Origin of the sequence: Mesorhizobium sp. M6A.T.Cr.TU.017.01.1.1, from assembly GCF_004023115.1 — a bacterium.
Taxonomy (GTDB): Bacteria; Pseudomonadota; Alphaproteobacteria; order Rhizobiales; family Rhizobiaceae; genus Mesorhizobium; species Mesorhizobium mediterraneum.
The window spans coordinates 1-24,297 of the sequence record NZ_RZTA01000002.1 but is presented as its reverse complement, the minus strand read 5'-3'; the positions used below and the strand labels follow the sequence as shown (position 1 = coordinate 24,297).

Annotated in this window: 19 protein-coding genes; 8 read left to right on the top strand and 11 right to left on the bottom strand. The window is 61.8% G+C overall.

Annotated features, from left to right (window positions below; translation table 11 throughout):
- Positions 1 to 4: 4 nt before the first annotated feature.
- From EOB36_RS00875 to EOB36_RS00835, 9 genes are all read right to left on the bottom strand, one after another.
- The gene (locus EOB36_RS00875) at positions 5 to 1,186 is read right to left on the bottom strand and encodes a GNAT family N-acetyltransferase (protein WP_128284081.1); all 1,182 of its coding nucleotides are present in this window, start codon (positions 1,184 to 1,186) and stop codon (positions 5 to 7) included.
- A 9-nt stretch (positions 1,187 to 1,195) separates the two neighbouring features.
- Positions 1,196 to 1,519 carry an acyltransferase gene (locus EOB36_RS00870; protein WP_095486502.1) on the bottom strand — a complete coding sequence of 108 codons (324 nt, stop codon included), beginning with the start codon at positions 1,517 to 1,519 and terminating at the stop codon, positions 1,196 to 1,198.
- Positions 1,520 to 1,532: 13 nt separating this feature from the next.
- A complete protein-coding gene (locus tag EOB36_RS00865; protein ID WP_095486501.1) occupies positions 1,533 to 2,867 on the bottom strand; it encodes a hypothetical protein in 1,335 nt (444 codons plus the stop codon).
- On the bottom strand, positions 2,858 to 4,135 hold the full coding sequence (locus tag EOB36_RS00860; protein WP_128284080.1) for a glycosyltransferase family 4 protein: 1,278 nt from the start codon (positions 4,133 to 4,135) through the stop codon (positions 2,858 to 2,860). Before EOB36_RS00860 ends, EOB36_RS00865 begins: the two co-directional genes overlap by 10 nt.
- 14 nt (positions 4,136 to 4,149) lie before the next feature.
- On the bottom strand, positions 4,150 to 4,908 hold the full coding sequence (locus tag EOB36_RS00855) for a hypothetical protein (RefSeq protein ID WP_126102956.1): 759 nt from the start codon (positions 4,906 to 4,908) through the stop codon (positions 4,150 to 4,152).
- Positions 4,895 to 6,862, bottom strand: coding sequence for a hypothetical protein (locus EOB36_RS00850; RefSeq protein ID WP_164897419.1), 1,968 nt, complete (start codon positions 6,860 to 6,862; stop codon positions 4,895 to 4,897). The genes EOB36_RS00855 and EOB36_RS00850 overlap by 14 nt, the downstream gene beginning before the upstream one ends.
- A gap of 5 nt (positions 6,863 to 6,867) precedes the next feature.
- Positions 6,868 to 8,013, bottom strand: coding sequence for a glycosyltransferase family 4 protein (locus tag EOB36_RS00845; RefSeq protein WP_128284078.1), 1,146 nt, complete (start codon positions 8,011 to 8,013; stop codon positions 6,868 to 6,870).
- Entirely contained in the window at positions 8,013 to 8,819 is an 807-nt protein-coding gene (locus EOB36_RS00840) for a glycosyltransferase family 2 protein (RefSeq protein WP_095486496.1), read from the bottom strand. Before EOB36_RS00840 ends, EOB36_RS00845 begins: the two co-directional genes overlap by 1 nt.
- A 747-nt stretch (positions 8,820 to 9,566) precedes the next feature.
- Entirely contained in the window at positions 9,567 to 11,138 is a 1,572-nt protein-coding gene (locus EOB36_RS00835; protein WP_095486495.1) for a hypothetical protein, read from the bottom strand.
- Positions 11,139 to 11,496: 358 nt separating this feature from the next.
- On the opposite strand from EOB36_RS00835, the gene EOB36_RS00830 reads away from it, so the two are divergent.
- The 5 genes from EOB36_RS00830 to EOB36_RS00810 are packed head-to-tail and all read left to right on the top strand — an operon-like array spanning position 11,497 to position 16,990.
- The gene (locus EOB36_RS00830; protein WP_245329930.1) at positions 11,497 to 12,786 is read left to right on the top strand and encodes a cellulase family glycosylhydrolase; all 1,290 of its coding nucleotides are present in this window, start codon (positions 11,497 to 11,499) and stop codon (positions 12,784 to 12,786) included.
- Positions 12,783 to 13,319, top strand: a complete 537-nt coding sequence (locus EOB36_RS00825; protein ID WP_128284077.1) for a glycosyltransferase family 2 protein — start codon at positions 12,783 to 12,785, stop codon at positions 13,317 to 13,319. The genes EOB36_RS00830 and EOB36_RS00825 overlap by 4 nt, the downstream gene beginning before the upstream one ends.
- Positions 13,307 to 14,500 carry a glycosyltransferase family 2 protein gene (locus tag EOB36_RS00820; RefSeq protein WP_206072975.1) on the top strand — a complete coding sequence of 398 codons (1,194 nt, stop codon included), beginning with the start codon at positions 13,307 to 13,309 and terminating at the stop codon, positions 14,498 to 14,500. The genes EOB36_RS00825 and EOB36_RS00820 overlap by 13 nt, the downstream gene beginning before the upstream one ends.
- On the top strand, positions 14,485 to 16,101 hold the full coding sequence (locus EOB36_RS00815; protein ID WP_128284076.1) for a GMC family oxidoreductase: 1,617 nt from the start codon (positions 14,485 to 14,487) through the stop codon (positions 16,099 to 16,101). Before EOB36_RS00820 ends, EOB36_RS00815 begins: the two co-directional genes overlap by 16 nt.
- 7 nt (positions 16,102 to 16,108) lie before the next feature.
- Entirely contained in the window at positions 16,109 to 16,990 is an 882-nt protein-coding gene (locus EOB36_RS00810; RefSeq protein WP_126102962.1) for an NAD-dependent epimerase/dehydratase family protein, read from the top strand.
- Between the two features lie 413 nt (positions 16,991 to 17,403).
- Here EOB36_RS00810 and EOB36_RS00805 read toward each other — a convergent pair whose 3' ends face one another.
- On the bottom strand, positions 17,404 to 18,120 hold the full coding sequence (locus EOB36_RS00805; RefSeq protein WP_245329929.1) for a class I SAM-dependent methyltransferase: 717 nt from the start codon (positions 18,118 to 18,120) through the stop codon (positions 17,404 to 17,406).
- A 1,457-nt stretch (positions 18,121 to 19,577) separates the two neighbouring features.
- Between EOB36_RS00805 and EOB36_RS00800 the strand changes: the two genes are divergently transcribed.
- Both EOB36_RS00800 and EOB36_RS00795 read left to right on the top strand, forming a co-directional pair.
- Complete coding sequence (locus tag EOB36_RS00800; RefSeq protein ID WP_095486488.1) at positions 19,578 to 21,152, top strand: family 16 glycosylhydrolase; 1,575 nt, start codon at positions 19,578 to 19,580, stop codon at positions 21,150 to 21,152.
- Between the two features lie 351 nt (positions 21,153 to 21,503).
- Positions 21,504 to 21,830 (top strand): hypothetical protein, encoded by a 327-nt coding sequence (locus EOB36_RS00795; RefSeq protein ID WP_206637130.1) that lies wholly within the window; start codon positions 21,504 to 21,506, stop codon positions 21,828 to 21,830.
- Positions 21,831 to 22,055: 225 nt separating this feature from the next.
- Here the strand turns inward: EOB36_RS00795 and EOB36_RS00790 are convergent, their stop codons facing one another.
- Positions 22,056 to 22,892 (bottom strand): universal stress protein, encoded by an 837-nt coding sequence (locus tag EOB36_RS00790; protein ID WP_126102964.1) that lies wholly within the window; start codon positions 22,890 to 22,892, stop codon positions 22,056 to 22,058.
- 322 nt (positions 22,893 to 23,214) lie between these two features.
- Between EOB36_RS00790 and EOB36_RS00785 the strand changes: the two genes are divergently transcribed.
- On the top strand, positions 23,215 to 24,297 hold a 1,083-nt coding region (locus tag EOB36_RS00785), incomplete at its 3' end, for a phosphotransferase (RefSeq protein ID WP_245467549.1).

The window sequence follows — 24,297 nt, the reverse complement described above, 5'->3', positions numbered from 1 at the left end:
CCGGTCAGAGAAACATGCGATGCAAGGATCGTCTCGTCTTACGAAGAACCTGCCGCAGCGGTGGCTTTAATAACGGCGTTTGATTATACCATGTATCCACATAATTGATTGCCATTTTCATCGCAATGACAATACGACCGCGCAAAGTTCTGCTATCAAAATGGAAAAACAAAAGCGAATTTATATCGGACCATGAGAGCTTATAAGGCTCGTCGCCGATCGTAAAATCGAATTTCTGCATCTTTTGGCCAATGGCATATTGCATAATTTCCTGAATATGCTGACGCCCGGGACTGTATTTGGCGAACTCCTCCTGATAACTCGACATCACCAGTGAATAACTGGAATTTAACTGGAGACCCAGACCCGTCGCCACCGGAATCCCATCCAAATCCAGCCGCGTGACATGGATGACCTCGCGCAACCGAGGATTGGCGACAATCGCCAAATAAAATTCGCGAAAACCCGGACGTTCGAACATATCATGAACACCCATTCGGGCATAGCTGCTCCGTTTTTGTTCGATCAGCTTTGCAATGGTGCACTCGATCTCGGCCTGATCTTGCACGTCTACAAAGCGAACCGCCCCGCCACCTTGCTTGGCGAGGTTTTTGGCCTTGCGCCGGTGGGTATGCAGCGTCGAATTCGAAAACTTTGACGCATAAAACCGATCCCAGTTCGCTTCCGGGAGGGTTGCGACATGTCCGGCGCAATTAGCCAGCAAGACTGGCAAGTCGAGAAAGGGATTAGGTTGAGAGCCGACAACACTAGGCATATTGTAAAGTTCAACAGCGTCGAAACGAAGTTGAGGATAGTTTTGAATCGCCCGAATTATGTCTTTCCACAGGCGGCCGAATTTCCCAGGTTTCACGTGATCGCTAAAGTTTATCGCCAGAATGGGCGAATTATAATCGCACAATTCCGATCCAAACCAGACAAGCCGGCGGATCAGACCATGGCGTTCGATCGCCAATGGCAGAATAAAAATCGCCGCGCCCGTATCGTCGAGACCCAGCACGATCACCGGAATCAGTTTCTCTCTGGAGCCGATGTGGCGATACCATTCCATCTGCCAATCAAACAATTGGAATACGGTACAATCCGCATGCTGCTCTAATGTTCTCCACTGAGCTTCCACCGCGTCCATATCGGTGAAAATTTGCAGAGCAATATTCGCCGTCGTCATTGGGTGTGCCTATGTAACAAAGGTTTTAGCCAGTCTGCTGCTAGAGATGTTCTGGTTGAAATCCCAAGAGCTGGCGTGCCTTGTCCGGGTCGCCGATCGAATTATAGGGAAGAACCTGCGGATGACTTCGCCCGCAGGGGCTTGCTCCAGTCTGAACAGCAAGTTGCGCGTGATCAGGAAGCCACTCAGGACGAAGAACAGTTGGACCCCCAGCGCTCCCGCCCCGATGGGGAAGTGCGTTCTGACCCGCGGCCCGCCGAAGTGCTCGACGCCGACGAGTCCGGCCGCGATGGCCCGCAGGCCATCTAATTGCGGTCGATAACCCAGCGCCATGATCGGTGTCTCCTCAAGTCTGGAGCGGCGACGCGGTCGGTCGTTCGTGCGCGGGGCCGGCGGCAGAATCCAGTTTCATCGCGAAGGCCAAAATCAGGGCCGCACATGCACCCTCGATGCTGACGGCGAGCGTCCAGCCTAGGACCAGGCCTTGAAGTCCATCAAGCTTCGCCCCCGCGACCACGAAGCACAGCTCCAGCAATCCGCCAAGCGCGAACCAGCGAGATGCCTTGCGCATCCTGTCGCGCAACCGCGCCAGCGTACAGGCATGAAATTTGAGCGTTGATCCCAACAGGCTGAAGCCGAGGAAGCGCAGGCTCGAACCGGCGATCTCAGGATAGACGGGATTGAAGACCGCAAGGATCTCCTGCGAATAGGTGAAGATGAAGGCGGCGCAGACCAGTGAGAAGAGCAATGACGCCGTCAGCGACAAAAGGATATCGTGCCTGGATTGTTTCGGGCTTGCTCTGACCACGGGGAACAGCACCGTGGCCATGGCTGCGGGAATCAATGAGGCCATGGAGACCAGCATCCACAACGGCACGAAGGCGGCATTGGTGGTCGGCGACAGGAGAACCAGCACAAGGTAGGGCATGATGACGCCCGGGGCCTGTGCGGCCACATCGAGCGCGTAGTGACCGAATACCTTGCGCCGAAGCGTATGGAGCAGCCGGAAATCGGGGCGCCCAACGAGGCGACGCGCACCGCCCCGGGTCAGGAGATCAAAGCCGATCCAGGACGCCGGCAGCGCGGCCACCCACGACAGAAGAATCGCGGCATTGGAGGCGTAGCCGGCAGCCGCGAGGGCTGCGATCAGCATCAGCTTGACCACGGAGAACAGCACCTGCCGGATCATCTTGCCGCTGCTCCGCAAGTGGCCGACGAGCGCCTGATCGCCCACCATGCTGAGACCAGTCAGGCCGCAGCCGAGGACGAACGCAGCGCCCACGAACCAGCCGCCGATCAGCCCGGTCGAGCTATTGAGGTGCGCCTCCTCGAAGACAAACAACAAGGCCAGGCCGACCGTCAGCGCCACCCCGACGGACGCTGCTGCGGCCACGAGGCCGCGCTCCTTGCCGGGATGCCGGACGATCTCCCCCATCAGCAAGGTCCCCAGCCCGGCCTCCCCCAGCAGACCGACGAGGCCCATCACGGACAGGAGGGCGGAGGCCTTGCCGATCACCTCCGGCGGAAACAGCCGGGCGGCGAGCCACCAATAGACAAACCCAAGACCGGCCGCTGCAATCGTTCCGATCGCCAGAGCGCCGGAATTCAGAACGAGCGCGGCGCTCTTTCGAAGCTCTCGTCGGGCGCGAATAGTGGCCGTCCCGACGAGGCCTACCGGCATGATGGCTCTCCCGAACCTTGGTGCGCCGGCACCGCGGACCTGCTGGCGGTTGGGCGCAGGACGTCCCGGTAGACCTGCTCGATCCGGGTCACGACCGCTCCGGCCTTGAGGCGCCCAACCCTGGCGAGGCTTGTCGCCTCCAGGCGGGCAAGCAAGGCGCGGTCCTCCAGAAGTGTCTGCATCGCGTGGGCCAAGGCTGACGCATCACCGGGCGGCACGAGAAGCCCCGTTTCGCCGTGATCGATCATATCGGGCATGCCTCCGACGTCGGTTGCGACGACGGCCTTGCCGGACGCCATCGCTTCCATGATGACGGTCGCACAGGGTTCCAGCCCGACCGATGGCGCCACGCCGAACAGTGAGCGCCGCCATGCGTGCATGACGGCGGAATGAGGCCACATGGTGAACACATGGACGTTCGGCGGAAACTCAGTCGGTGTATCGGCGAGCGGGCGCCCGATCAGGACCAGCGGAGGCGCGCGCTCGAGGTCGGCATAGGCTTGCAGGAGAGCGTCAATGCCCTTGAGGCGCATCATATCGCCGACGAACAGGATGAATCCATCCCCGGGTAGCTCCCGCAGGCAGGGATCTTCCGGGCCAAGCTGCTCGACATCGTCGGGCACGAAATTGGTGATGACCTCGTAGGGGGCGCGGCCTTGGGTCAGGCCGTTGTGACGCGCCACCGCGTGGCTCACCGCGATGAAACGGTCCACCACACGCCGGGCGGCGAAGCTCGACCCCCAGTTGCCAAACGTGGTCACGGCTGCCTTCACGGCCCCGTAATGCCCGGCAGCGCAGGGCAGGCACTTCGCCAGTGCTGGGCCACCGCAGAGATGGGTGCCCAAGTGCATGAAGTTCTTCTTGGCGCAGACAAGGCCGTAATCGTGGAGCGTGACCACGAGGCGTGCCCCACTCAGAACTTTGAGCGGCAGGAAGGACGCGTAGATCCAGTTATGGGCGTGGACGATGTCCGGCCTCTCCTGGGCGACCAGCCGCCTCAGGGCTAGCACCAGTTCGGGATCCGGGAAGGGTGGTGCGTGGCGGCGCTCGGGATCGCTGTGGAGGTCTGACAGGCGCTGGAGCGTGCCGCGCAGGCGGTGCACGCGGACCGCGCCGTCCAGCTCGGTTTCGGGCGATCCGGGATGCATAAAGGTGCCGACGCTCACGTGATGGCCCCGCTGCGCCAACGCCGCGCCGAGGTTGCGGACGTGCCGCTCCTCTCCCCCGATCACCGGAGGATAGAACTGCGACAGCAGCAGGATGCGCATGGTCGGGCTCCGTTTCAGATGTGCGGCACCAGCGTCGAAACGCTGCGATAGAGTCGGTTGTCTTCCGGCCGATAGAGCCGGGCATCTGCCTTCTGCGGGGTGGCCAAGACGGGCACCGGGATCTCCCGCGCCCAGGTCTCGCCCGGCGCGATGGTGAGCGATCGGAAGATGGCGAACGGTTGCCCGTCGAGGGTGATTTCCAGGTCGAACAGCTGAGGTTGAGTCTCGGCGCTCCTGATGCCGACGGTGATCCGGCCGGACTCGCCACTTGCCGACGGCAACAACCAGAACGCGGTGTATTTGAATTCCCGGTAGGCCGCTTCGTCCCGGACGGCCAGCGCATAGGCTCCGGTCGCCACAAGCAGCGCTAGCATGAACGCGGCCCCCTGCCAGAGCCGGACCCGCGCCGGAGCCGGCCAGGCTGGCAGATCGGGAGTGTCGCGGCGGCCGGCGGCCACCAGTGCCGCGGCGGCCGTCACGGCCCAGAACCACAGCGCCCAGCCGAGCGGCGTAAGGGAGCCCGCGGCGTTCAGGGCAAATCCCCCGGCGATGCCGGCGGCGAGGCTTGCTCCGACCGCGTAGACGAAGTGTTGCAACGCGGAGCCGGTCCTCACGCCAATGGCCCGCAGCACCGTGTGGCCCGAGACGAGGAACACCATGGGCGCGCCCAGGGCAGTACGGATGAGCAAGCTGTCGCTGACCGCAACAGCCGCCACCGCGGCCCCCGCCCACAGGCACGCGGCCAGAAGGTCCAGCTTGCTACAAATTCTCATGCAATCCTCTCACGTCATACATGACGATCCAGCCGTTGTCGTAGATGCGGGTGACGCCCTTGATGTCATTGAACTTGAGCAGCTCTGCGCCCGAGAGCGGCGTTCCCTGCCGTTGCCACGGCTCGAAGTAGAAGCCGAGCACCGGGGGAGCCGTCGTCAGGCGTAGGTCAATCATCAGGAAATCGATGTCGCTTCGCGCCAAGGCCCAAAACTCGTCGGGCCCCAATGTCTCGGCCTCGAATATGCGCGCGGAATAGACGCCTTCGATGATCCTGACCCTCACGTCCTGCCGGCCGTAGCTCGCAAGCAGAAGGCGGTTGATGCGGTCGGAGGTGAAGCGGTTGCCGGCACCGAGCCATTCCTTGGCCCAGCGTGCCGTTTCGATCCCCATGGGCTCGATCGATGCCTGATCTGCCGCCACCCTGTAGCGCCCATGGATCGGATTAATCGTAGAGCTCGCGACGCCGCCCAGGACGATGACCGCCAGAGCGACGGCCGGTGCGATGCGGCGCCACCCGCGTGGCGTGCGGCCCTGCCAGAAGTGGACGATGCTCACCGCGACGACCAGCCCGACGGCGATGAACACGAACGTTCCCATGCGGTTGCCGATTTCCCATCCGGCGATGGTCAGTCGGAAGGCCACCGAGACTGGGAGCCCGAAAGCCAGCAAGGCGAGGAGCACGAGGCGGCTGTCGCGCCAGCGGCGTTTGAGAATGTCCCGGATCGGACGCCAACCCGACCGCGCACCACTCGGCGCTGCCATGGCCAGCGACCGAAAGAATCCCGTTGCCAGGCCGAGTGCCAACAGCAGGATCGCCAGCAAGGTGGTCAGCCGCATGTAGAGGGCCTTGTCCGGCGCTCCGGGGTACTCCGACCGTGGAGTGGGCGCGCCCAGGATCTTCCCGAGCAATGTGTCGAAGCCGGATTCGACCATCGGGCCGAGATAGCCTGTGAGAGGGATGCCACGGGCCTGCACCCAAAGGGACGGCAGGGCTATAGCCAGAAGCGCCGTGAAGCCCGCGGCGGTCCTGGCCCCAATCCGCAAGGGCCCCTGCCGGCGCAAAGCCTCGAGGGCCGCCAGCGCTCCGAAGTAGGTGGCGGTGAAAGTGGCCGAGAGGTGGTGCGTGACCGCGAGGCTCGCCAACAGCAAGGCAATCAGCCCGAGCGCCTTCAGTCTCGGTCGCCCGACGAGATCCTTGGACGCTGCTTCGACCGCGAAGGCCAGCACGCACAGCACGATGCCGAGGCTCTCGTAGGAGAACATCGACTCGAACAGGACGAAGGTTGAGCAGCCCATATAGGCCAGGCAGGCGATGGCCGAGATGCGCGGCGATCCGGTGATGCTTTCGAAGAACAGAAACAGGGCACCGATGAACGTGCCCCTGAGGACGGCCAACAATAGAGTCCCCGCCGCAAACAATGGCAAGCCCGTCAGATTGACGATCGCCGTCGTCAGGATTTCCAGGGCGGGATACGTTGGCCCGATTGGGAAAAGCGGGTTGGACAGAAATAGCCGGCGGGCCGTCATAAGATCGTCGGCTGCGATCCAGTGCAAGAACTCGTCGTGATTGATGAAGCTCGTCGGGGAATAGACCGTCTTGTAGTAGAACAGGGCTTCGGCAAGCAGAAACAGGAGGAACAAGCGCTCACCCCGGGCTACCATCGGCCAGGTGATGCGAAGGCTGGTCGGAACGACCAGGAGGACGACACCGGACCAGAAGAGCAGCGGCGCCACGTCATAGCCCCGGCGCCCGGCCGCGTGCCCGGCCACGACCAGGAGTAGAGCCGTGGCGATCGTCAGGCATAGAACCGCGATCCACCCGGAATTGGCGCGTTGCGACGGGGCATCGGCGCCGCCGTCGCGAAGGTCGGGGCCGATAACGGCCGAGACGAATCGTATCCCGGCCCGGAGCGGGTTGATCCTGGTTCCCGCGGTGAAATGAGCCGGCATCATCAGCCTCATACCCCCGTCGCAGGAGGCCACGACATCACGCCGCCGGGGGGCAAGCGGACCACGGATCGGCTGCTCAGGACATCACAATAAACGTCGCTCAGCGCTTGAGCGCAGGCATCCCAGTCCGGTAGCGCCAAATCCGGGACCTCCCGATGGGCCTTTAGCTCGTCGGCCATGGCGGCGGCCAACTCTTTCGGACCGGCGTTGGGCGGAATCGCCCGGCACAGGCCCTTGGCGGCCAGCTCCCGCAGACCGGACGTGTCGCTGACAAGGACCGGACGGCGCAGCGACAGGGCTTCCATTACGGCGATCGGATGGGCTTCGTAGTCGCTGAACAGCACGAACAGCGCAGCCCTCGCCAGAAGGTCTGCCATTTTCTGCCGCTCGGATCCGGGGATACCCGCAATGGTGACCCGCTTCTCGAGGCCTAGCATCGCGACGAGGCGCCGCAACTCTCTCTCATACGGGCCTGTACCGACGACGTGCAGTCGCGCGTCTGGCACCCTGCGGATCAGTTCGGGCAAGGCCCCAATCACCCGGTGATGGCCCTTGTAGCGCTCCAGCCTGCCGCCCGAGACGATCAGGTGCGGATCGACCTTGATGCCGGGGCTCGGAGCTGGCATCGCGGCGCCGTTCGGGATAACGACAAACCGCTCCCGTGGCACGCCCATCCTCCCGCTGAAGAAGCTGGCTTCGAATTCGGAGACGCCAATCAGCCGCGCGGCCTGGGCCACCAGAGGCCGGAGCAGCGCGTGCTGCGTGCCGCGCACGGTGTTGCGCAGCCGGGAGGAATGCCCGCCGCTATGGAAGGTCAGGATGAACGGCAGGTCCCCGCGCACGGCCGCGAACAGTCCGATCGGCGCCACGAAGGTGTTGTAACCTTGGAAATGGATCAGATCCCAAGTCCCGCGCCGGATCGCGGTATAAATGCGGGGCGCAAAATAGAGGTCCAGCTCCCTCGGCCAGGCCCGCACGCGCCGGACGCGCATGCCGCGCACCTCCTCCTCAACCGGCAACTCCCCCGAGGGATCGGTGGTGAGCACGTCGACGGCGTGGCCCAGCGTTACCAAGCGGGGGCCGACTTCCTGGATGTGAGTTTCGATGCCGCCTATGAGGGGGTAGCAGCGGGCGGCAACCATCAGGATTCGCATCAGGTCTGTCCACCGACAACACAGGCTGTCGCGCTCCGCCTGCGCTGTTGGTGTATCCTCTCGCGCAGGATGGTTTTGAGGACGCGCCAGCCGTCCGGCATGGCGCGCAGATGGCTCACACCGCTGATGCGCTGAGCCTCGAAGCTCGCCACCTCTACGATATTGAGGTGGTTCTTCAAGGCCCGCACGTTGATGAGCGTCTCGATCTCGAACCCATCGCAATCGCAGTCCAGCGTGGCGACGTGTTTGGTCCAGAAGGCTATGTATCCGTAGCATAGATCGGAGTACCAACCGCCATAGAGCAGCCGCACGAAAAGGGTCAGCCCCCTGTTGCCGAACATCCGGACCAGGGACATATCGTCGGTGCCGGCGCCCTGGATAAAACGTGAACCCTTGACGAGATCCGCGCCGGCCATCAGCGCACTTACAAAGACGATCGCCTCCTCCGGGACCATGGAGCCGTCGGCGTCCAGCATGACGATGATGTCGCCTGTGGCGGCCAGGAATCCCGCTTGCAGTGCAGCGCCCTTGCCCCGACGGGGCTCCATGACAACCTTCACGTCCTCGCGCAGGCGGCGCGCGACCGCGACCGTGTCGTCGGTCGAACGACCATCCACGATAATGATCTCATGCGCCCAGTTGGGGATGCGCGGCAGAAGCCAAGGGAGGTTCTCGGCTTCATTGAGCGTCGGGACGACGAAGCTGACTCGAGGCAGAGTCAACGATCGCCGCAGCGCGAAATCGATCGGGTCAGGCGGCGATGCGGCACCGATTGGGGCGACAATGCTGGAAAGACGGGCGTTCATGGCAGCGCTTTGAGGTCGTACGATGGGACCCAGGGGGCGGGCTGGAAGCGCGCCAGGACTGCCGATAGGTATCGGGCGAGATGATGGGCCGGGTGATACGTCCGGTGCTCCGCATCGCGCGCACGCAAATGCGCGGCCAGCGACAAGCCGTGGGGGCCAGATCCAATGACCGCCACATCCACGGATGTGCTTGATCCAACCATATGCGGACTCCCGGCCATAATAAAATGAAGATGAGATGAAGATCGGTACGCTTGCAGCCCCCTAATCTTAGTTTGTTATGCGAGCATTACTGATGCATATCTTAAATGGAAGGACGATGGATGGTTAGGAAAAGACAATAGATGATTAGCTCTCTTGGGGTATCCCTTCAGGTTATTTCCAGCCCATACCACCAGCGCGGATAGCACGGCAGCGGCACCGATCATCTTCAGCAGCTGTGTTGGCAGCGTTGCCAAACCCGTTTAGACCTCTGGGGCCACCTTCAACGCCAGCGAGGACATCCATCGACCCGCGGCCGGCACTAGCTCACAAGCGACAATTTCTACTGAGCGAGCCGTCGGGGCGAAGAAATGAACGTCCAGCGCAACGCTGACATTGCCACTGGCCAGAAGCTGCGATGTGCAGGTGGGCTCGCTCCTTCACTCGGCCGTGATTTCCGAGCTTATTCTGTGCCCGAGAAGGGTCGAGCGCGCCCGGCCCTTCGCAGGCGGGGTACCTTGCGCTCGACCGCCTGGCTACGGGTAGCTAGCCGGACGAGACCGGCCAAGAGAGGGACTGCCCACGCGGTCCCGAGACCCCACGCGGTCCCGAGACCGGCGCGTCGGGTACCAGCAAACGATAGGAGGTCGTGACCTCTCGCAAACCCCGGATATGCCCGAACAGGTCGATCACCTCCAGGCCAGACCGGCGGTTGTAGGTGTGACACCCCAACGCTCCGGACCAAATGCGACCGACCGGGGTCTGGGCAAACTCCGACACGCCGAGCGCATCGATCTGGCAGAACGTCACCGCGCCGCCATAACCGCGCGCGCAGTCTTGGACCGGGCGTAGCGTGCGTCCGCCGTGTCGGATGACGGCGCCTGCGGGGCGGCTGAGCCTGGCATCGAGCAGGACGGGGTTGGCGGCATGGGGCATCCAAGACCCGGTCAGGCTCTCGGCACGGTAGAGGCTGAGGGCATCCCAGGACGTGGACCTCCACAGCCTTGGGCTGACGAAAAACCAAAAGCCGCCCGCATGGCAGAGCGGCGTGGTATCGTAGCCCTCAATGCCTTCCATGAGGCAGGCCTCCCGCGTCCACCGGTAAGGGAATTCCACTGCCCGGTAGAGGCTGACATTCCTGGCCGCCCCCGATTCGGGGATCATCCAGATCTGCCCATCCTGCTCGAACAGGAACGGGTACGAGAGGTGATGCGGTTCCTCCACGACGATCCGGGATGCGCCGGCGGTCCCGTCCCGGTTCACTGTCACGACCGCAATGCACCCCCGGTTCTTCGAGTAGAGGTACTGTTCGACAAAGATGAAATCCTGCCCCTGGTGCCGGAACGGGAACGGGTCGGCAAGATAGCTGTCGGCATTTCCGGTGAGCACCCGGAAGGTCGCTTCGCCTTTGTCGAGCAGGCTCGCCGATTCATCGAAGCGCCAGCCAATCCCCCACATCCTGCCGCCCCTCGCCAGGACGTCCAAAAGCCCGATCGCCTTCGATGCAACCGTGCCGGTCGCCCTTGCAAGCGCCGAAAATGCGCCAAGCGAAGGCACGGCCGTCCGTGAACCGGGGACACCGGACGCAGCTGAACCGGTTTCCTCGCGCAAGACTTTGAGGATCAGCAGCACAGCGCAGGAGAGGACGCTGTCGAGACTCGCTGAGAACACTCCACGGTCTACACTGGCCGGACGGGCCATCCACGGCCGCAACGGGCGCGCCGTGTCGTGCAGGTCGACGAGAAGGTCCTGATCATTCGCCACGGCCGCCATGACGCCGATCTCGCCGGGTACGCCGTTGAAGAGCGGCGTCAGCACGCGCAGCCCCGCCGGGCGCGTCTCCTCTCCGCTCAAATCGATCACCACGTCCACTTGGTCGGACGGAGGCGGCGGCAGGGACCGCAGCGCCGCCTCGACGGAGTCAGTGGCGCCGTTCCCGCGAAAGCCATAGACCAGTCGTTCGAGTTCGAGCAGCAGACGGCAGGTCAACGGCAGCGGGCGGCGACCGGCCGCCAAAGCGCAGGAGACCTCGTTGCCGGGCACTTCAGCAAGCGCTTCTGCCAGCCAGAGGTGCCACCGAAGTAGCCGCGATGGATCGAGACTCAGGCAAATGCGCATTGTTGTTCTGACCGCGGATTTCAAAAGGACGCCGGCTCACAGCTTGACGAGAACCGCCTGCGGCGATCCGCCTTACCAAGACTCCGCCGCGGGCCTGCGGGCCAGGGAGGTAGATGGAAAGCGATGGCGCGTGCCACAGCGCGAGAATACTTCCCACCTATTACTACCGCGGGGAATCGCCAATACGAGGAGCCGAACTCTTGGTTGGGAGCGATGTCTGACAGCACGGGTCTATACTCGAGCGACCGGAATCGGCCAAGCACCACTATGCCCGAACGACGCCCGGGCTGTGCGAGGTCAGAGGAGGTAATCCTTCGGGGCTGTTGCACTCGGCGCCCGGCGAGAGCCACATGCCCGGGTGATTGTCGGCTGGCAACGAGTGAAAAATAGGCTGCGCAACGCCGGACTGCGGGTGCTGGTGTGCGCGTTGCTGTCCGTTCCGGCAGTCGTGAGCGCCGCGGATGATCCGTCGGCAACGTCCTTCATCAAGACTTCCGGAACGAACTTCACCTTGGACGGCAGGCCGTTCTTCGTGACCGGCGTAAACAACCACTATCTGACCTACGGGTCGCCGGATGAGGTCACCCGCGTTCTCGATGACGCGGTGGCGATGGGCGCCAATGTGGTCCGCACCTTCCTCCAGCCGGTGATCGGGTCGCTCGACGGAAGCAAGCCTACGATCTGGGATTGGCGGCTTGAAGGCGAAGCCAGCAATCTCGCGGTCAAGGGCACGTACCTGCTCTACTGGGACCCGAGCCAAAACAGGATGGCGGTCAATGACGGCGCCGACGGCATGCAGAAGGTTGATTTCCTCATCGCCGAGGCCGGCAAGCGACGCCTGAGGCTGATCATCGCCGTCCTGGATTTCTGGGCCTTCACAGGCGGCGCCCAGCAGATGCGGGCCTGGTATGGGAGCCGGGACGCCCCAGGGGTGCAGAGCCAGTACAACACCGACCTCAGCAAAGAGAAGTCGGAGTTTTTCTTCCAGGATCCGCGCACGAAGCGCGACTACAGGACCTGGGTCAGCCACGTCGTGCAGCGAGTCAACCCGCTCACCGGGCTCGCCTACCGGGATGATCCGACCATCATGGCCTGGGAGCTAATGAACGAAGGCAATGCGCAGCCGGAGGCCTTACGATTGGCTTGGACCACCGAAATGACGGCCTACGTGAAGTCGCTCGATCCCAACCATCTCGTCACCTCAGGGCACGCTAACGTCGAGTCGAAGCTATCGGATCTGACGATCCCGACTCTCGATTTCGGGACCTGGCACGGCTACCCGCTCTACTACAAGCTCACCGTCCAGCAGTTCGACAGCTTGATCACCGAGTTCTGCCGGTTGGCAGTTCGCGCCGGAAAGCCGGTGCTTCTGGAGGAGTTCGGCTATGCCCGCTCCAATCAGAACTTTGCCCAGGCTTACGCGATGTGGCTCGACACGCTGACGCGCGAGCGCAACTGCGCCGGCTGGATGGTGTGGCGGCTGGTGTCGCGGCAGGACAGCGGACGCTATCCCGTCGACGAATATGACAAGTTCGATATTCACAACGACGGAGGTCCGCTCTGGAGCATCCTCAAAGCCGCCACGGCTCGGGCGACGCAGACACGCGAAACCAGCCCGGCCTCAGAAACCAGCCGGCAGTTGCCATGACCGAAGCCTCCGTCGTGATCTGCGCCGACACACTCGATCGCTGGGACGATTTGAACGCGGCCATCGCGTCGGTGCGCCGCCAGACCTGCCCGGCCCGCGAGATCATCCTCGTCGTCGACAACGATGAGGCGCTCTTGGAGCGCGCCCGGCGCGGGATCGAGGGTGTCGTCGTCACACCTAATACCAACGTGCGTGGACTGTGCGGAGGTCGCACGACGGGAGCCGGATTGGCGTCCGCGCCGGTCATGGCGTTTCTCGATGACGATGCGATCGCCGATGAGCGCTGGCTGGACGAGTTGCTGATGCCCTACGCCGACCCGCGCGTGCTTGGCGTCGGCGGCCGCCTCGAGCCTCTGTGGCGCAAACCTCGGCCCTCGTGGTTTCTTTATGCTGAGAACCGGCTTCCGGGTAAGCCGAATCCAGCGCGTGGAAGTCTGGCTTTTCAAAAACCAAGACCATCGCACCGTCTATCGAAGAGCTTGGGGCAGACATTGGCAGCTCAAGTCGGGAGAATTCCTAGATGCGTATTCTGATGCTTGCGCAATCCTGTACGCCGATTGGCGTTGGCCAGCGGGGCCACGTCCGGAACCTAAGTATCGGTCTCGCCCGCCGCGGTAATGACGTTGCCGTTGCCACAACCGGTCAGCCTGGATCGAAAACCGGGCAGACCGAGGATGGCGTCACCAGCGAACGCCAGCAGGTCCCGCGCCCCCCCACGATCTCGGTGATTATCTGTGCCTACACCGAGGACAGATGGGAGCTGATGCTTCAGTCGGTGGCCTCGGTTCAGGAGCAGACCTTGCAACCCTGTGAGATCATCGTTTGCATCGACCATAATGAGACCCTGTTCCACCGTTGTGCCGCGTACTGGGCTCACTTCGCCGCATCCACCCCTCCGATACGGGTGATCCAGAACAAGTACGACGGGCACCTGGGGTCGGCCCGAAACACGGCAGCCGAGATAGCTGCCGGAGACATTCTGGCGTTCTTGGATGACGATGCAGCGGCCGACAAGGACTGGCTCGGGATTCTCACCGACCCGTATCAGGATGAGCGCATCGGGGCCGTCGGCGGTCGTCCCATACCGGTTTTCAAGGCTGGCCGCCCGGCCTGGTTCCCTGTGCAGTTCGACTGGGTGTTCGGATGCGCTTATGACGGCCTTCCGACCAGCCGAGGCCCTTTGGCTCACCTCATAGGAGCCAACATGTCGGTGCGGCGGACCCTCCTCGAGCAGGTGGGAGGGTTCCACTCCGACAATCACGACGACATGGACATGTGCCACCGCGTGGCGCATATCAAGGGCAGTGAGGCGGTCATCTACGAACCGGCGGCGACCGTCCGCCACTTTGTACCCGCCTCACGGCCGACTTGGAAGTACTTCTGGCGCCGCTGCTTCTTCGTCAACAAGGGGAAGGTCGAGGCCTTTGCCCAGATGGGCGACGCCGCCACACTGGGTGCAGAGGCCCGCTTCGTCTGGTACGCGCTGACCAAGGGCGTACCGCGGGGGATTTCGCAAGCGGCCAAGGGTGACGCCCACGGGCTGGCCCGGTCCGCGGCGATAATCGCTGGCGTGGGGCTGGCCGCGGCAGGCCACGTCGCCGGCCGGATCGAGTTGGCGCGGCGATTGCGCCGGCAGGGCCAACAGGCAACCAAGCAGATGCTGGACACAGCCGCGCAGCCGGTGGGCGAGGGAAGTAAATGCCGTCTTCGATAATCATTGGTTCGGGTCCAGCTGCAGCCGCCGCCGTGTTGGCGCTGTCCGAGAAGCCAGACGAGAAGATAACCGTGTTCGATCCGGGCACCGTGCTGGACGCGGGGACGCAGGAGGTAATCTCCAGGCTGTCCAAGCTGCGTGTCGACGACTGGGATGAGGAGGACGTCCGCCGGGTCAGCCTGCAACCCAAGCAGGTCCAGTCCGATTCGCTGCCAGAAAAAAGAAGCTACGGATCCGATTTCCCGTTTGTCAACAAGGGCCAGCTCGACGGCGTGCACTGCGAGGGTAGAGTCAACTCAGCTGTCATCTCAAGCGCCTACGGGGGGTTTAGCAATGTCTGGGGGGCCCAGATCATGCCCTTCAGCGCCGCCACGTTCAGAAGATGGCCGTTCGACTTCTCGGACATGGAAGAGCACTACAGGACGATCCTGGGTCACATTCCTTTCGCTGGAGAGTCCGACGATCTCGAGGAGTGGTTCCCGCTCATCGGATCCCCGGACCCGCTTCCGCCCCTGGCACCGCGGACGCAGATGGTCCTGGCCAATTACGACCGGCACCGCGATCGTGTGCGCTCCACGGGAATAACCATAGGCCGCGCCCGGCTCGCCTTCTCAGCGCCCGGATGCCAGCCCTGCGGCCTATGCATGACTGGGTGCCCGCGGTCGCTGATCTTTTCGGCCTCGCACAGCTTCGATCGCTTCAGGCGCAGCGGGAGGATCGACTACCGCAGCGGGCTGCTCGCGGTGCGAGTCGACCAGGAGGGCGACACGGCCGTCGTACACGCCCGGGAGCTGTCCAGCGGCCGGATCCAGCGATTCACAGCCGACCGGGTCTTCGTGGGCTGCGGGCCAATCGGGACCACCCGGCTGATCCTGGGCTCGCTCGGATCGGACCAGCCGGTACATCTTTCGGAATCGGCTCAGTTCGTTCTTCCAATGATGTCCATGAAGCCGACCCCCGACCCACGTACAAGGCGCGAGTTCACACTCAACCAGTTCAACATGGTCATCGGCGAGGACGACGAGGGCTTCGATGTCTCACAAATTCACTTCTATCCGTTCAACCAGGCATACTACGATGCGCTGCCCGGCTTCCTCCAACATCCCGCCGCCGCCTTCGCGACGGATCGGCTCCTGAGCCGGTTGACGGTAGGCCTGGGCTACTTGCCGTCCTGGGCATCACCCAAGGTCCGGGTCACCGCCCAGATGTCCGCAGCTCCTGATGAGCTACCCCAGATCACCCTCACTTCGGAGGGCTTCAGCGAGGCCAAGGTCAAGGGCAAAGACGTGCCTCCGATGCTGCCTGACGTAATAAAGCGGATCCGCAGGGCGGCACCTTACCTTGATTTGTGGCCAGTCACACCGCAGATGTTGTGGTCGGGCGGGGCCAAGAGCTACCACTTTGGCGGCAGCTTTCCCCACGCCAGTGAGCGGAATACTGGGAGGGCGACGACAGACCGCCTCGGGCGGCTGGCGCGCTGGGACCGGATCCATCTTATCGACGGGTCGGTTTTCCCAAATGTTCCAGCTACTACCTTTACCCTGACTGTGATGGCCAATTCTCATCGCATCGCCTGCGAAGCGATGGAGCTGACGGGGTGAGGGTTTAATGCGGGTCGGTATCACCGGAGCCAACGGATATGTCGGGACTATCCTGCGTGCCGCCTTCGCCGAAGAAGGGCATGAGGTCATCGCGTTCGCCCGTTCGAACCGGGTGACCTCCGAATCTGCTGCCGCAATGGTCGGCATCGCCGAGTGGCGCCCATACGAGATCAAGCGCCCGCCATCGGGGGCCGCATTCAGCGACCTAGATGTGCTCATCCACGGTGCATGGGACCTGACTCTCGTCAGCGCCGGCGATGTGTGGGGTGTCAATGTGTCCGGCTCGCAGCAGCTCCTCCGCAATGCCGCCGACGCAGGGGTTCGCCGGGTTATTTTTATCTCCTCGATGTCCGCCTATAAGGGAACCCGACAGTTGTACGGCCAGGCGAAGCTGGCCTGCGAGCGCACCGCCAGCAGTCTGGGAGGTGTCTCCACCCGCCTCGGACTGGTGTACGGCCCCGGTTGGGGCGGGATGGCGGGCGCGCTCCGCAAGCTCACCAACCTGCCGGTCACACCTCTCATCGGGGCGCGCTCCCATCAGTTCACTGTGCATGAGGCGGACCTGGCAGCCGCCATGGTGCGTATTGCCGAGTCGGACATGCCCCTGCCGGAACCGGTAGGGCTGGCCAACCCCGAACCGGTGCCGTTCCGACGGCTCATGAAAGAGATCGCCGCGTCACAAGGCAGAACACTGCGCGCCGTCCCAGTGCCCTGGCAGCTTGTCAGTGGCGTCCTCAAGGCAGCTGAGGCCCTGCGTGTCCCCCTCCCCTTCCGATCCGACTCCATCCTTGGGCTCGTGCACCCGGCGGCAGAGGTTCCCGGTGTAGAGCGGCTCAAGCAACTCGGAATCGAGTTTCGGAGCTTCTCGCTGGACGGCGATCAACGTTGAAAGTATGCGAGATCCGCCCGGCCTTGCGGGTGACCGTAGCAGTTTGACGTTTTCCGGGGACCACTGTCAACTTTGCCTTCGTGAGCCTCCACGCACACAAAAGGTCAGTTCGCGCTGGACGAGTTTGAGTACCAGCCGAGACTACAAATTGCCACGTCGCTTCATGCTGAAGTATCAGCGCAAGAGGTCGTATGGGCATCTGCGCAAGCACCGTGGCGAGGTTCCGCGAATAGCGAATTCATGCGGTCGGCGCGATCGCAAGGAGCAAGCCGACCCGATCTCGGGAACACCCGACATTGCTGAAGATCGCCGGCGTCGAGCAAAATACGATACTGCAGCGTCTCGCCCTCGAGTCTCGCCATCTCCCTTGCTGCCACCACTTGGAGTCGGTTGTTCTGACGCCTAACACCACCTCAGCTAGTGAGGACCATCAGTGAGGCGCCGCCGAGTAAGCGCACCGACAGATCCTCTCCGGCAATAGTCCGGACAATGCGCCGTGCGGCGTTACCGAGGATGGCTGTCGTGGTTCGCCATTCGGGATGGATCAGCAGGATATCTTCCGTCCTAGTGTACTGTGCGTCAATAATCTTAAAGCCTGTGTCGCGCAGAGTCGCTAGAGCTGTTGCCTGATCAAAGTAATGCAGGTGACCGACCTCCTTGCGTTGCTTAAGGTGCTGACCGCGCAGAAGGCCGACAATACTGATATCGAGAGGAATATGAAACGCATAGTATTTTGAACGTCCTCTGAGCCTCCGAAGAAAGCCCATATAGTCATCTATGTGCTCGAAAACATCGATGCACAAAAGAAGATCGTAATTTTCGTTGGTTTGCAGGAAGTCGCCGCAGTGAAATCTTAGGTTTTTTCTTTCTCGCTGCTTCGCCAAATTTATAGCATAGGGAGCGATGTCGTAGCCGGTAGCCACTGAGTCACGGAAGATATCGTGTTGAAGAAGGGCATTCAGAACGCCTCCCGTCCCGCAACCTGTGTCGACGATTTTCTGGCAACTGATTTTGTTGGCGCGCACGATCTTGGCGATGTTCGCGGCCTTAACACCGCCATCTTCGTCATGCCAAGTCGGATTGGCAGCAGCATAGTCTTTTCCGGTATAGAGATCGTTACTTGAAATCATCTCTGCCCACATCAGTGCGCTTGAGTTGCCTCTTCGAATACTTCGACCTAACAATAGCTTTGTTGCTTTGAATGAAAACAACCAGCGATCGAAATCTCTGCATGGCCCCAATGCCAGTTCCAGAAGGGGAATCCTAAGTCGCTCCAGTTGATCGAATTTCACATTTTGAGAATGAACGGATCTTAGGACGGCATTGAGGTCGCTCCAGAGTTCTAGAGTTCCTCCCTTGCCCGGGCTGCACGTTAGGGACCGCGCACCTCAGAAAGTGGGCGCAACCGGATAAAAACAAAACAAATGTAACGACACCCTCGATCCAGTCAAGCCGCCGGCTGCGAAGCTTCCGGGGGAGGCACCTCAAGCACGCGGCCCATCTGAGGTAGCTCATAAGAAAGAACCAAACTCTTCACTCCACAGCGACGCTGCCGGTAGAATGTTGTCGCCGATCAGGGACAAGCGATGCCGCATTATCGCTGTGCGTCCTGAACGAAAACGGCCAATTCTGGGTGCGTCAATCTAGCCTGCATTGGGCTGCGCTCGATAACGGTGCCAGGTTCCATCTTCGATCATTGAAAGCGGATGATGCGGGACATCGCCGCCCCGTGCCGCCGGCGACGTCGCTCAGCAACACGTGTAGAGACTGGAGCGTAGTCAACGCCGCAACGGCGGACCTCGGCCAAGCGCATCTGCCGCGCAAACGGCACGGTCGAACATCGGGATCGGCAGCTCCAGCCATAGCTCCGACGGCTCGTCCGCCACGCAGCATCGCAAGACATCCCGGCCGTCCTTCTCGACGATCTCATATGCGAACGACCCGCTCGAACCACTGGCGCCCAAACCAGCGCAACATTTCAGCCGACGGACACGGTTTTTCGTAGGACGTCCGGAAGGCTGTTTCGGTGCGGCCGTTCGACACACCCCTACATTAGAAGGTGTTAATAAGTTTTCGCCCAGCCTCATTCTCGCCGCATATGGCAGGTTGGGTTACGTACATCGTCCTCGAGTGATCAACTCACGTAGATACAAGACGGTGCGTGAGTAAGCCAGAAAGCGGAAATACCAGCGCTTGACTTAGGGGTGTGGGCGTAATGAAAACAAAAAACAGGAACGACTAAGGATTCTACTGTGATTATACTAAACTGCAAGCCCGGCGATACTTCTGCCGGAACAGCTGCGCTCGACTTTTGTCCGGCTACGGCTCGATCCGTTGACCCCCTTGCGCCCGTCTGCAGCGACACCGTTTATGGTTTCGAGGACGAGGGCCTGATGAGCATTCCCGTCGACAAAACTCACCTTCTATGGCGAGTTCAACGTTAAGTTCGCTCGACAATAATGTCTGGGCGAGGACTTCCAAATCTCCGCTACTTTGAAATCCGTTCGCGGTGCCGAACTGCGAGCATGCGATATGTCGTGCGCCTTGGCGATGCGCGGCTGTTTTCAACGCCACAGAGGATCACTGAATGACTCTTTCCGCACCCGCAGGCTTTGCCTCTAGCGATCTCGTCTTCGAGGAAACCTTCTCCGGTACGGCGCTCGACAGCGACTGGAATACCTACATCACCAGCAATGCCGCCAACGGCTGGCCATGGAATAGCAATGGATCAGGAGGAAGCAACGCAGGCTCGCAGTATTATGCCGACTACGATGTGCCGAGCCAAGTGTCCGTGACCAACGGGCAGTTGGATCTCACGGCGATCAAGCAGCCCATCAGCGGCATAAATCAGGGGACGACACAGACATACCCGGTCACGTCCGGCGCGGTCAGCAGCTACGGCAACTTCGAATTCAATGGCGGCTATCTTCAGATCAGCATGAAGGCGCCGAGCGGCGATGGCGCATGGCCGGCCCTCTGGATGTTGCCCGGCGAAGGCGCCGGCAGCAGCGGCGACAATTTCGAGATCGATATACAGGAGGGTGGATTTACCGGTTCGGGGCCGGCAGACCAGATGTTCTCCTGGCACCTCCACTCGCCGTCAGGGTGGGTCGGCAACAGCATCGATACCGGCACCGACCTCACGGCCGGCTTCCACACGTATGGGATCAACTGGGTGCCCGGTGAATCGATCACCTGGTATCTCGATGGGCACCAGATGGCGCAAGTGACCAGCGCACAGGCCCCGATCCCGGATGAACCGATGGAATTGATCATGAATAATGGGGTCGCGAATTCGAACGCGGCCGGATGGCATACGACTCTCGATAGCTCGACCCCTTCGTCGATGCAGATGCAGATCGACGAGGTGCAGCTCTATCAAAAGGCAGGTAGCGGCGACACTGTAACGGGCGCGAACGTCACTCCCCCGACCACTGGCTCGACCGAGACTGGGACTGGGACCGGGACTGGGACCGAGACTGGGTCTGGGACTGTCCCTCCTTCCGGCGGCACCGGCGATGGCACCTTGTACGGCACCAGCGGCGCCGATGTACTTCAGGGAACTGGTGCCGACACGATGACAGGCTACCTCGGCAACGACGAATACTATGTCGACAACGCGGGCGACAAGGTGGTCGAGGCCTCTGGCCAAGGTCAAGACAGGGTGTGGGCCTCTGTGAGCTATGCGCTCTCAGCCGGCTCGTCGGTTGAAGTCCTTGGCACCACGAGGGACGCCGGCACCACGGCAATCAACCTGACCGGCAACGAGTTGGCCCAAACCATCCAGGGCAATGCCGGCGCCAACGTCATCAACGGCGGCGGCGGTGCCGATAAGTTGAGCGGCTTTGGCGGCAACGATGCGTTCGTTTTCAAAACCGCTCTTGGAGCCGGCAATATTGATAGGGTCACCGACTTCAACAAGTCCCAGGACAAAGTCCACCTCGACGACGCGATTTTTGCCGGGCTTAAGTTGGGAGGGCTTTCATCGGACGCTTTCTTTACCGGCAAGGCCGCGCATGATAGCTCCGACCACATCATCTACAACAGTTCGACTGGGGCGCTCTCGTTCGACAGCGACGGGATCGGCGGCGCAGCTCAAACACAGTTCGCCACCCTTTCTCCAGCTCTGTCGCTTACGGCAGGCGCATTCTTTGTGACCTGAAGGACCTACACGGGGAAACAACATCCCGCGAGGGTTCGCCGTGGCCAAACAAGGACTGGATAAGCAACACCTCAAAGCCATGATCCCGAACCGTAGGTCAGGGTAGCAAAAAGCGGGAGCCCGGTCTTCGGAGGAGATCATGCTCAAATAAAAGAGATGGAGTTCCATCCCGATGCAGGGATGGAACAGGCTCTAGTTGTGAGCTTTCTGTAGGTTGTCCATTCGGACCGAACCGAGGAGACTGGAGTTACCAAGCTTCAGCACTCACCGGACGGTCCGAATGAACATCCACAAGAATGCCCCTCTGACGTATGGTGTGTCGAAGCGAGCTGGCCTGCCGCGGCTGGGCGCGTGCTGGTCGATGGCGTCGATCCGGCGTCACCCCGCACATCTTCCGCCACACGGCCGCGACCCCGGCTGATGCAGCAAGGCTCGGACCCTTGGGCGGCCGCCGGCTTCCTCGGCATGACCGTCGAGATGCTGATCCAGACCTATAGCCACCATCACCCCGACTTCCAGGCGGATGCCGCCGAAGCGATCGTCTCCAAGGCGCGCTCGCGAAATCTACCGAAAAACGTCGTCCGAATGCCCGGGGCACAGAAGGCGAACGCTCCCGTCACTCCTCACATCCCCACAGATAAGCCGGAAAACAAAGGTGAACAGGAGCCGCCGCCGTGATGAGGAATGCCGGAAATCCGGGCTTTTGCTGGCCGACACGCTCGTTCGGGACGATGGGGTCGCAGGTTCAAATCCTGCCACTCCGACCAGAAAAAACAAATACTTAGCGTTTTCCCGAGATTCGCTCGCCACTGGCCGGCGGACTGACCAATGTTCCGCAGCTGGCGTGACGGATTCTTCCCGCGGCGGATCGCGTCGGCCCAACCGTCTTCAGTCCTTAAATTGCTAATGCGCCATAAGGATCGGCATCGGCGGATCTTCAAGCATCGAGATGGTGACGCCGCCGAAGATGCGCTCGCGCAACCGGGAATGACCATAGGCGCCCATCACCATCAGGTCGGCGGCGATGTCGACCGCGTGCCTGCGAAGCACGTCGACGACTGAATGGTTCAAGCTGGGCAGCCGGTCGACCGTGACATTCACGCCGTGCCGCGCGAGATAGGCAGCGGCGTCGGCTCCAGGTTCCGCCCCATGGTGGTATTCGTCCTCCACCGGATCGACCATGACGAGGTGCACCTCATCGGCGCCTGCCAGCATGTCGAGGGATTCGCGGACGGCACGCGATGATTCCAGACGGGCGTCCCAGGCGACCAGCACGCGTTTCGGCTTCAGTGTCGGCCGCGATCCCTGGGGGATGAGCAGCAAAGGCTTTCCCGACGAAAACAATGCGCCTTCGATCGTTTTGCTCTTCAGCGTTTCGTTGGCAAGCAACTCCGGTCCAAAAACCGTGATGTCGGCATAGCGGGCACGACGGCCGATGGTGTCGTCGGCCCAGCCGGCTTCCGGATATTCGCTGGAGACATCGGCCAAAGGCGCCCTGCCGGCGAGAAAAGCCGATACGGCAGTAGCTCGCTTCTTCAACAGATTCTCGTCGGACTGACGCGCCTCGAGCCAGGCTTCTGAAACCACCGCGGCATACTCTCCGACTGGTGGCGGCGCAGCAATGGCAACGACGAGAACAGCAAGATGCGCGCCGATTTCGTTGCACAGGTCGGCGGCGAGTTTGAGATCGTTGTCTCCCGTGTTCGGCCCGGTAACGGTAAGTATCGTCCTGAAAGCCATGGCGGCTGCTCCCGATTTTGCGTCAAAGTCCAATCGTCGTAATAGCGAGACAGCTCGGTGCGTTCCTTGCGCTGAGTGAAGAACGTCGCCGCGCATCATTCGATCCTTATTAACGCGCCCACGTGTGCCGGAACATGCGATCGGCGCCGGGAGAAGTCGCACTAGGGAACGCATCCGTGACTTGGCTGGTTATACCCAGACGCTGCGGCAGTAAGGGCCCGATGGCGCGGAATTTCAGCGAACACGCTCGTCGGATTCCAAAGGTTCGATACAAACCAAGAGGCATGCGATGATCGTCGAGGATCAGGAATCCGTGGCCGCGATGTTGATGGACCCTGCCGCGTATGGCGAGACCGGGCCGGTCCAAACGATCGAAACCCACATCTCGCGTATCTTCCTGGTTGGCCAGCGCGCCTACAAGATCAAGCGAGCCGTCAAGCTGCCCTATGTCGACTTCTCGACCCCGGTGCTGCGGCTCGCCGCTTGCGAGAAGGAGGTGGAGCTCAACTCCAAGACCGCGCCCGGCCTCTATCTGGGTGTGCGGCGCATCACGCGAGAGACTGGCGGCAAGCTCGCCTGCGACGGAAGCGGCAAACTGGTCGATGCAGCGATCGAGATGGTCCGCTTCGATCAGTCGAAGCTACTCGATCGAATGGCAATCGGTGGCGAACTGACGCCTGCGCTGATGACGGCGGTCGCGCGCATGATCGTGCGCTATCATCGCGGCGCGCCGGAGATCCACAACGGCAGTGGATTCTCGAACCTGTCAGGCGTGCTCGACATCAACGAAGCCGGCTTTGCCACCAGCAATGTTTTCGAGGGAGCCGAGATCAAGGCATTCACCGGGATTTTCCGCACCGCCCTCGCCCGTCATCGCGAACTGCTCGACCGGCGGGAATCCGCAGGCAAGATCCGGCGATGCCATGGCGATTTGCATCTGCGCAACATCTGTCTCTTCGATGGAGAGCCCCGCCTCTTCGATTGCATCGAATTCAACGACCAGATCGCCAGCATCGATGTGCTCTACGACCTGGCCTTCCTGCTGATGGACCTTTGGCATCGCGGCTTTCCGGAACTCGCCAACCTGGTGGTGAACCGCTATCTCGACGAAGCAGACGACGAGGACGGCTTCATTCTCTTGCCGTTCTTCATGGCGGTGCGGGCTGCCGTGCGCGCGCATGTCACCGCAACCCAGATCGAGGAAGGCGGTGCCGATTCCGGCGGGCTGATTGCCGAAGCCAGATCTTATTTCGAGCTTGCCCGAACACTTCTCCAGGCAAGGCCTCCTCGGCTGATCGCGATCGGCGGCTTGAGTGGTTCCGGCAAGACGGCCGTTGCCGAAGCACTCGCCGCACATGTCGGCGCGCCGCCCGGCGCGCGCATTATCGAGAGCGACCGCATCCGC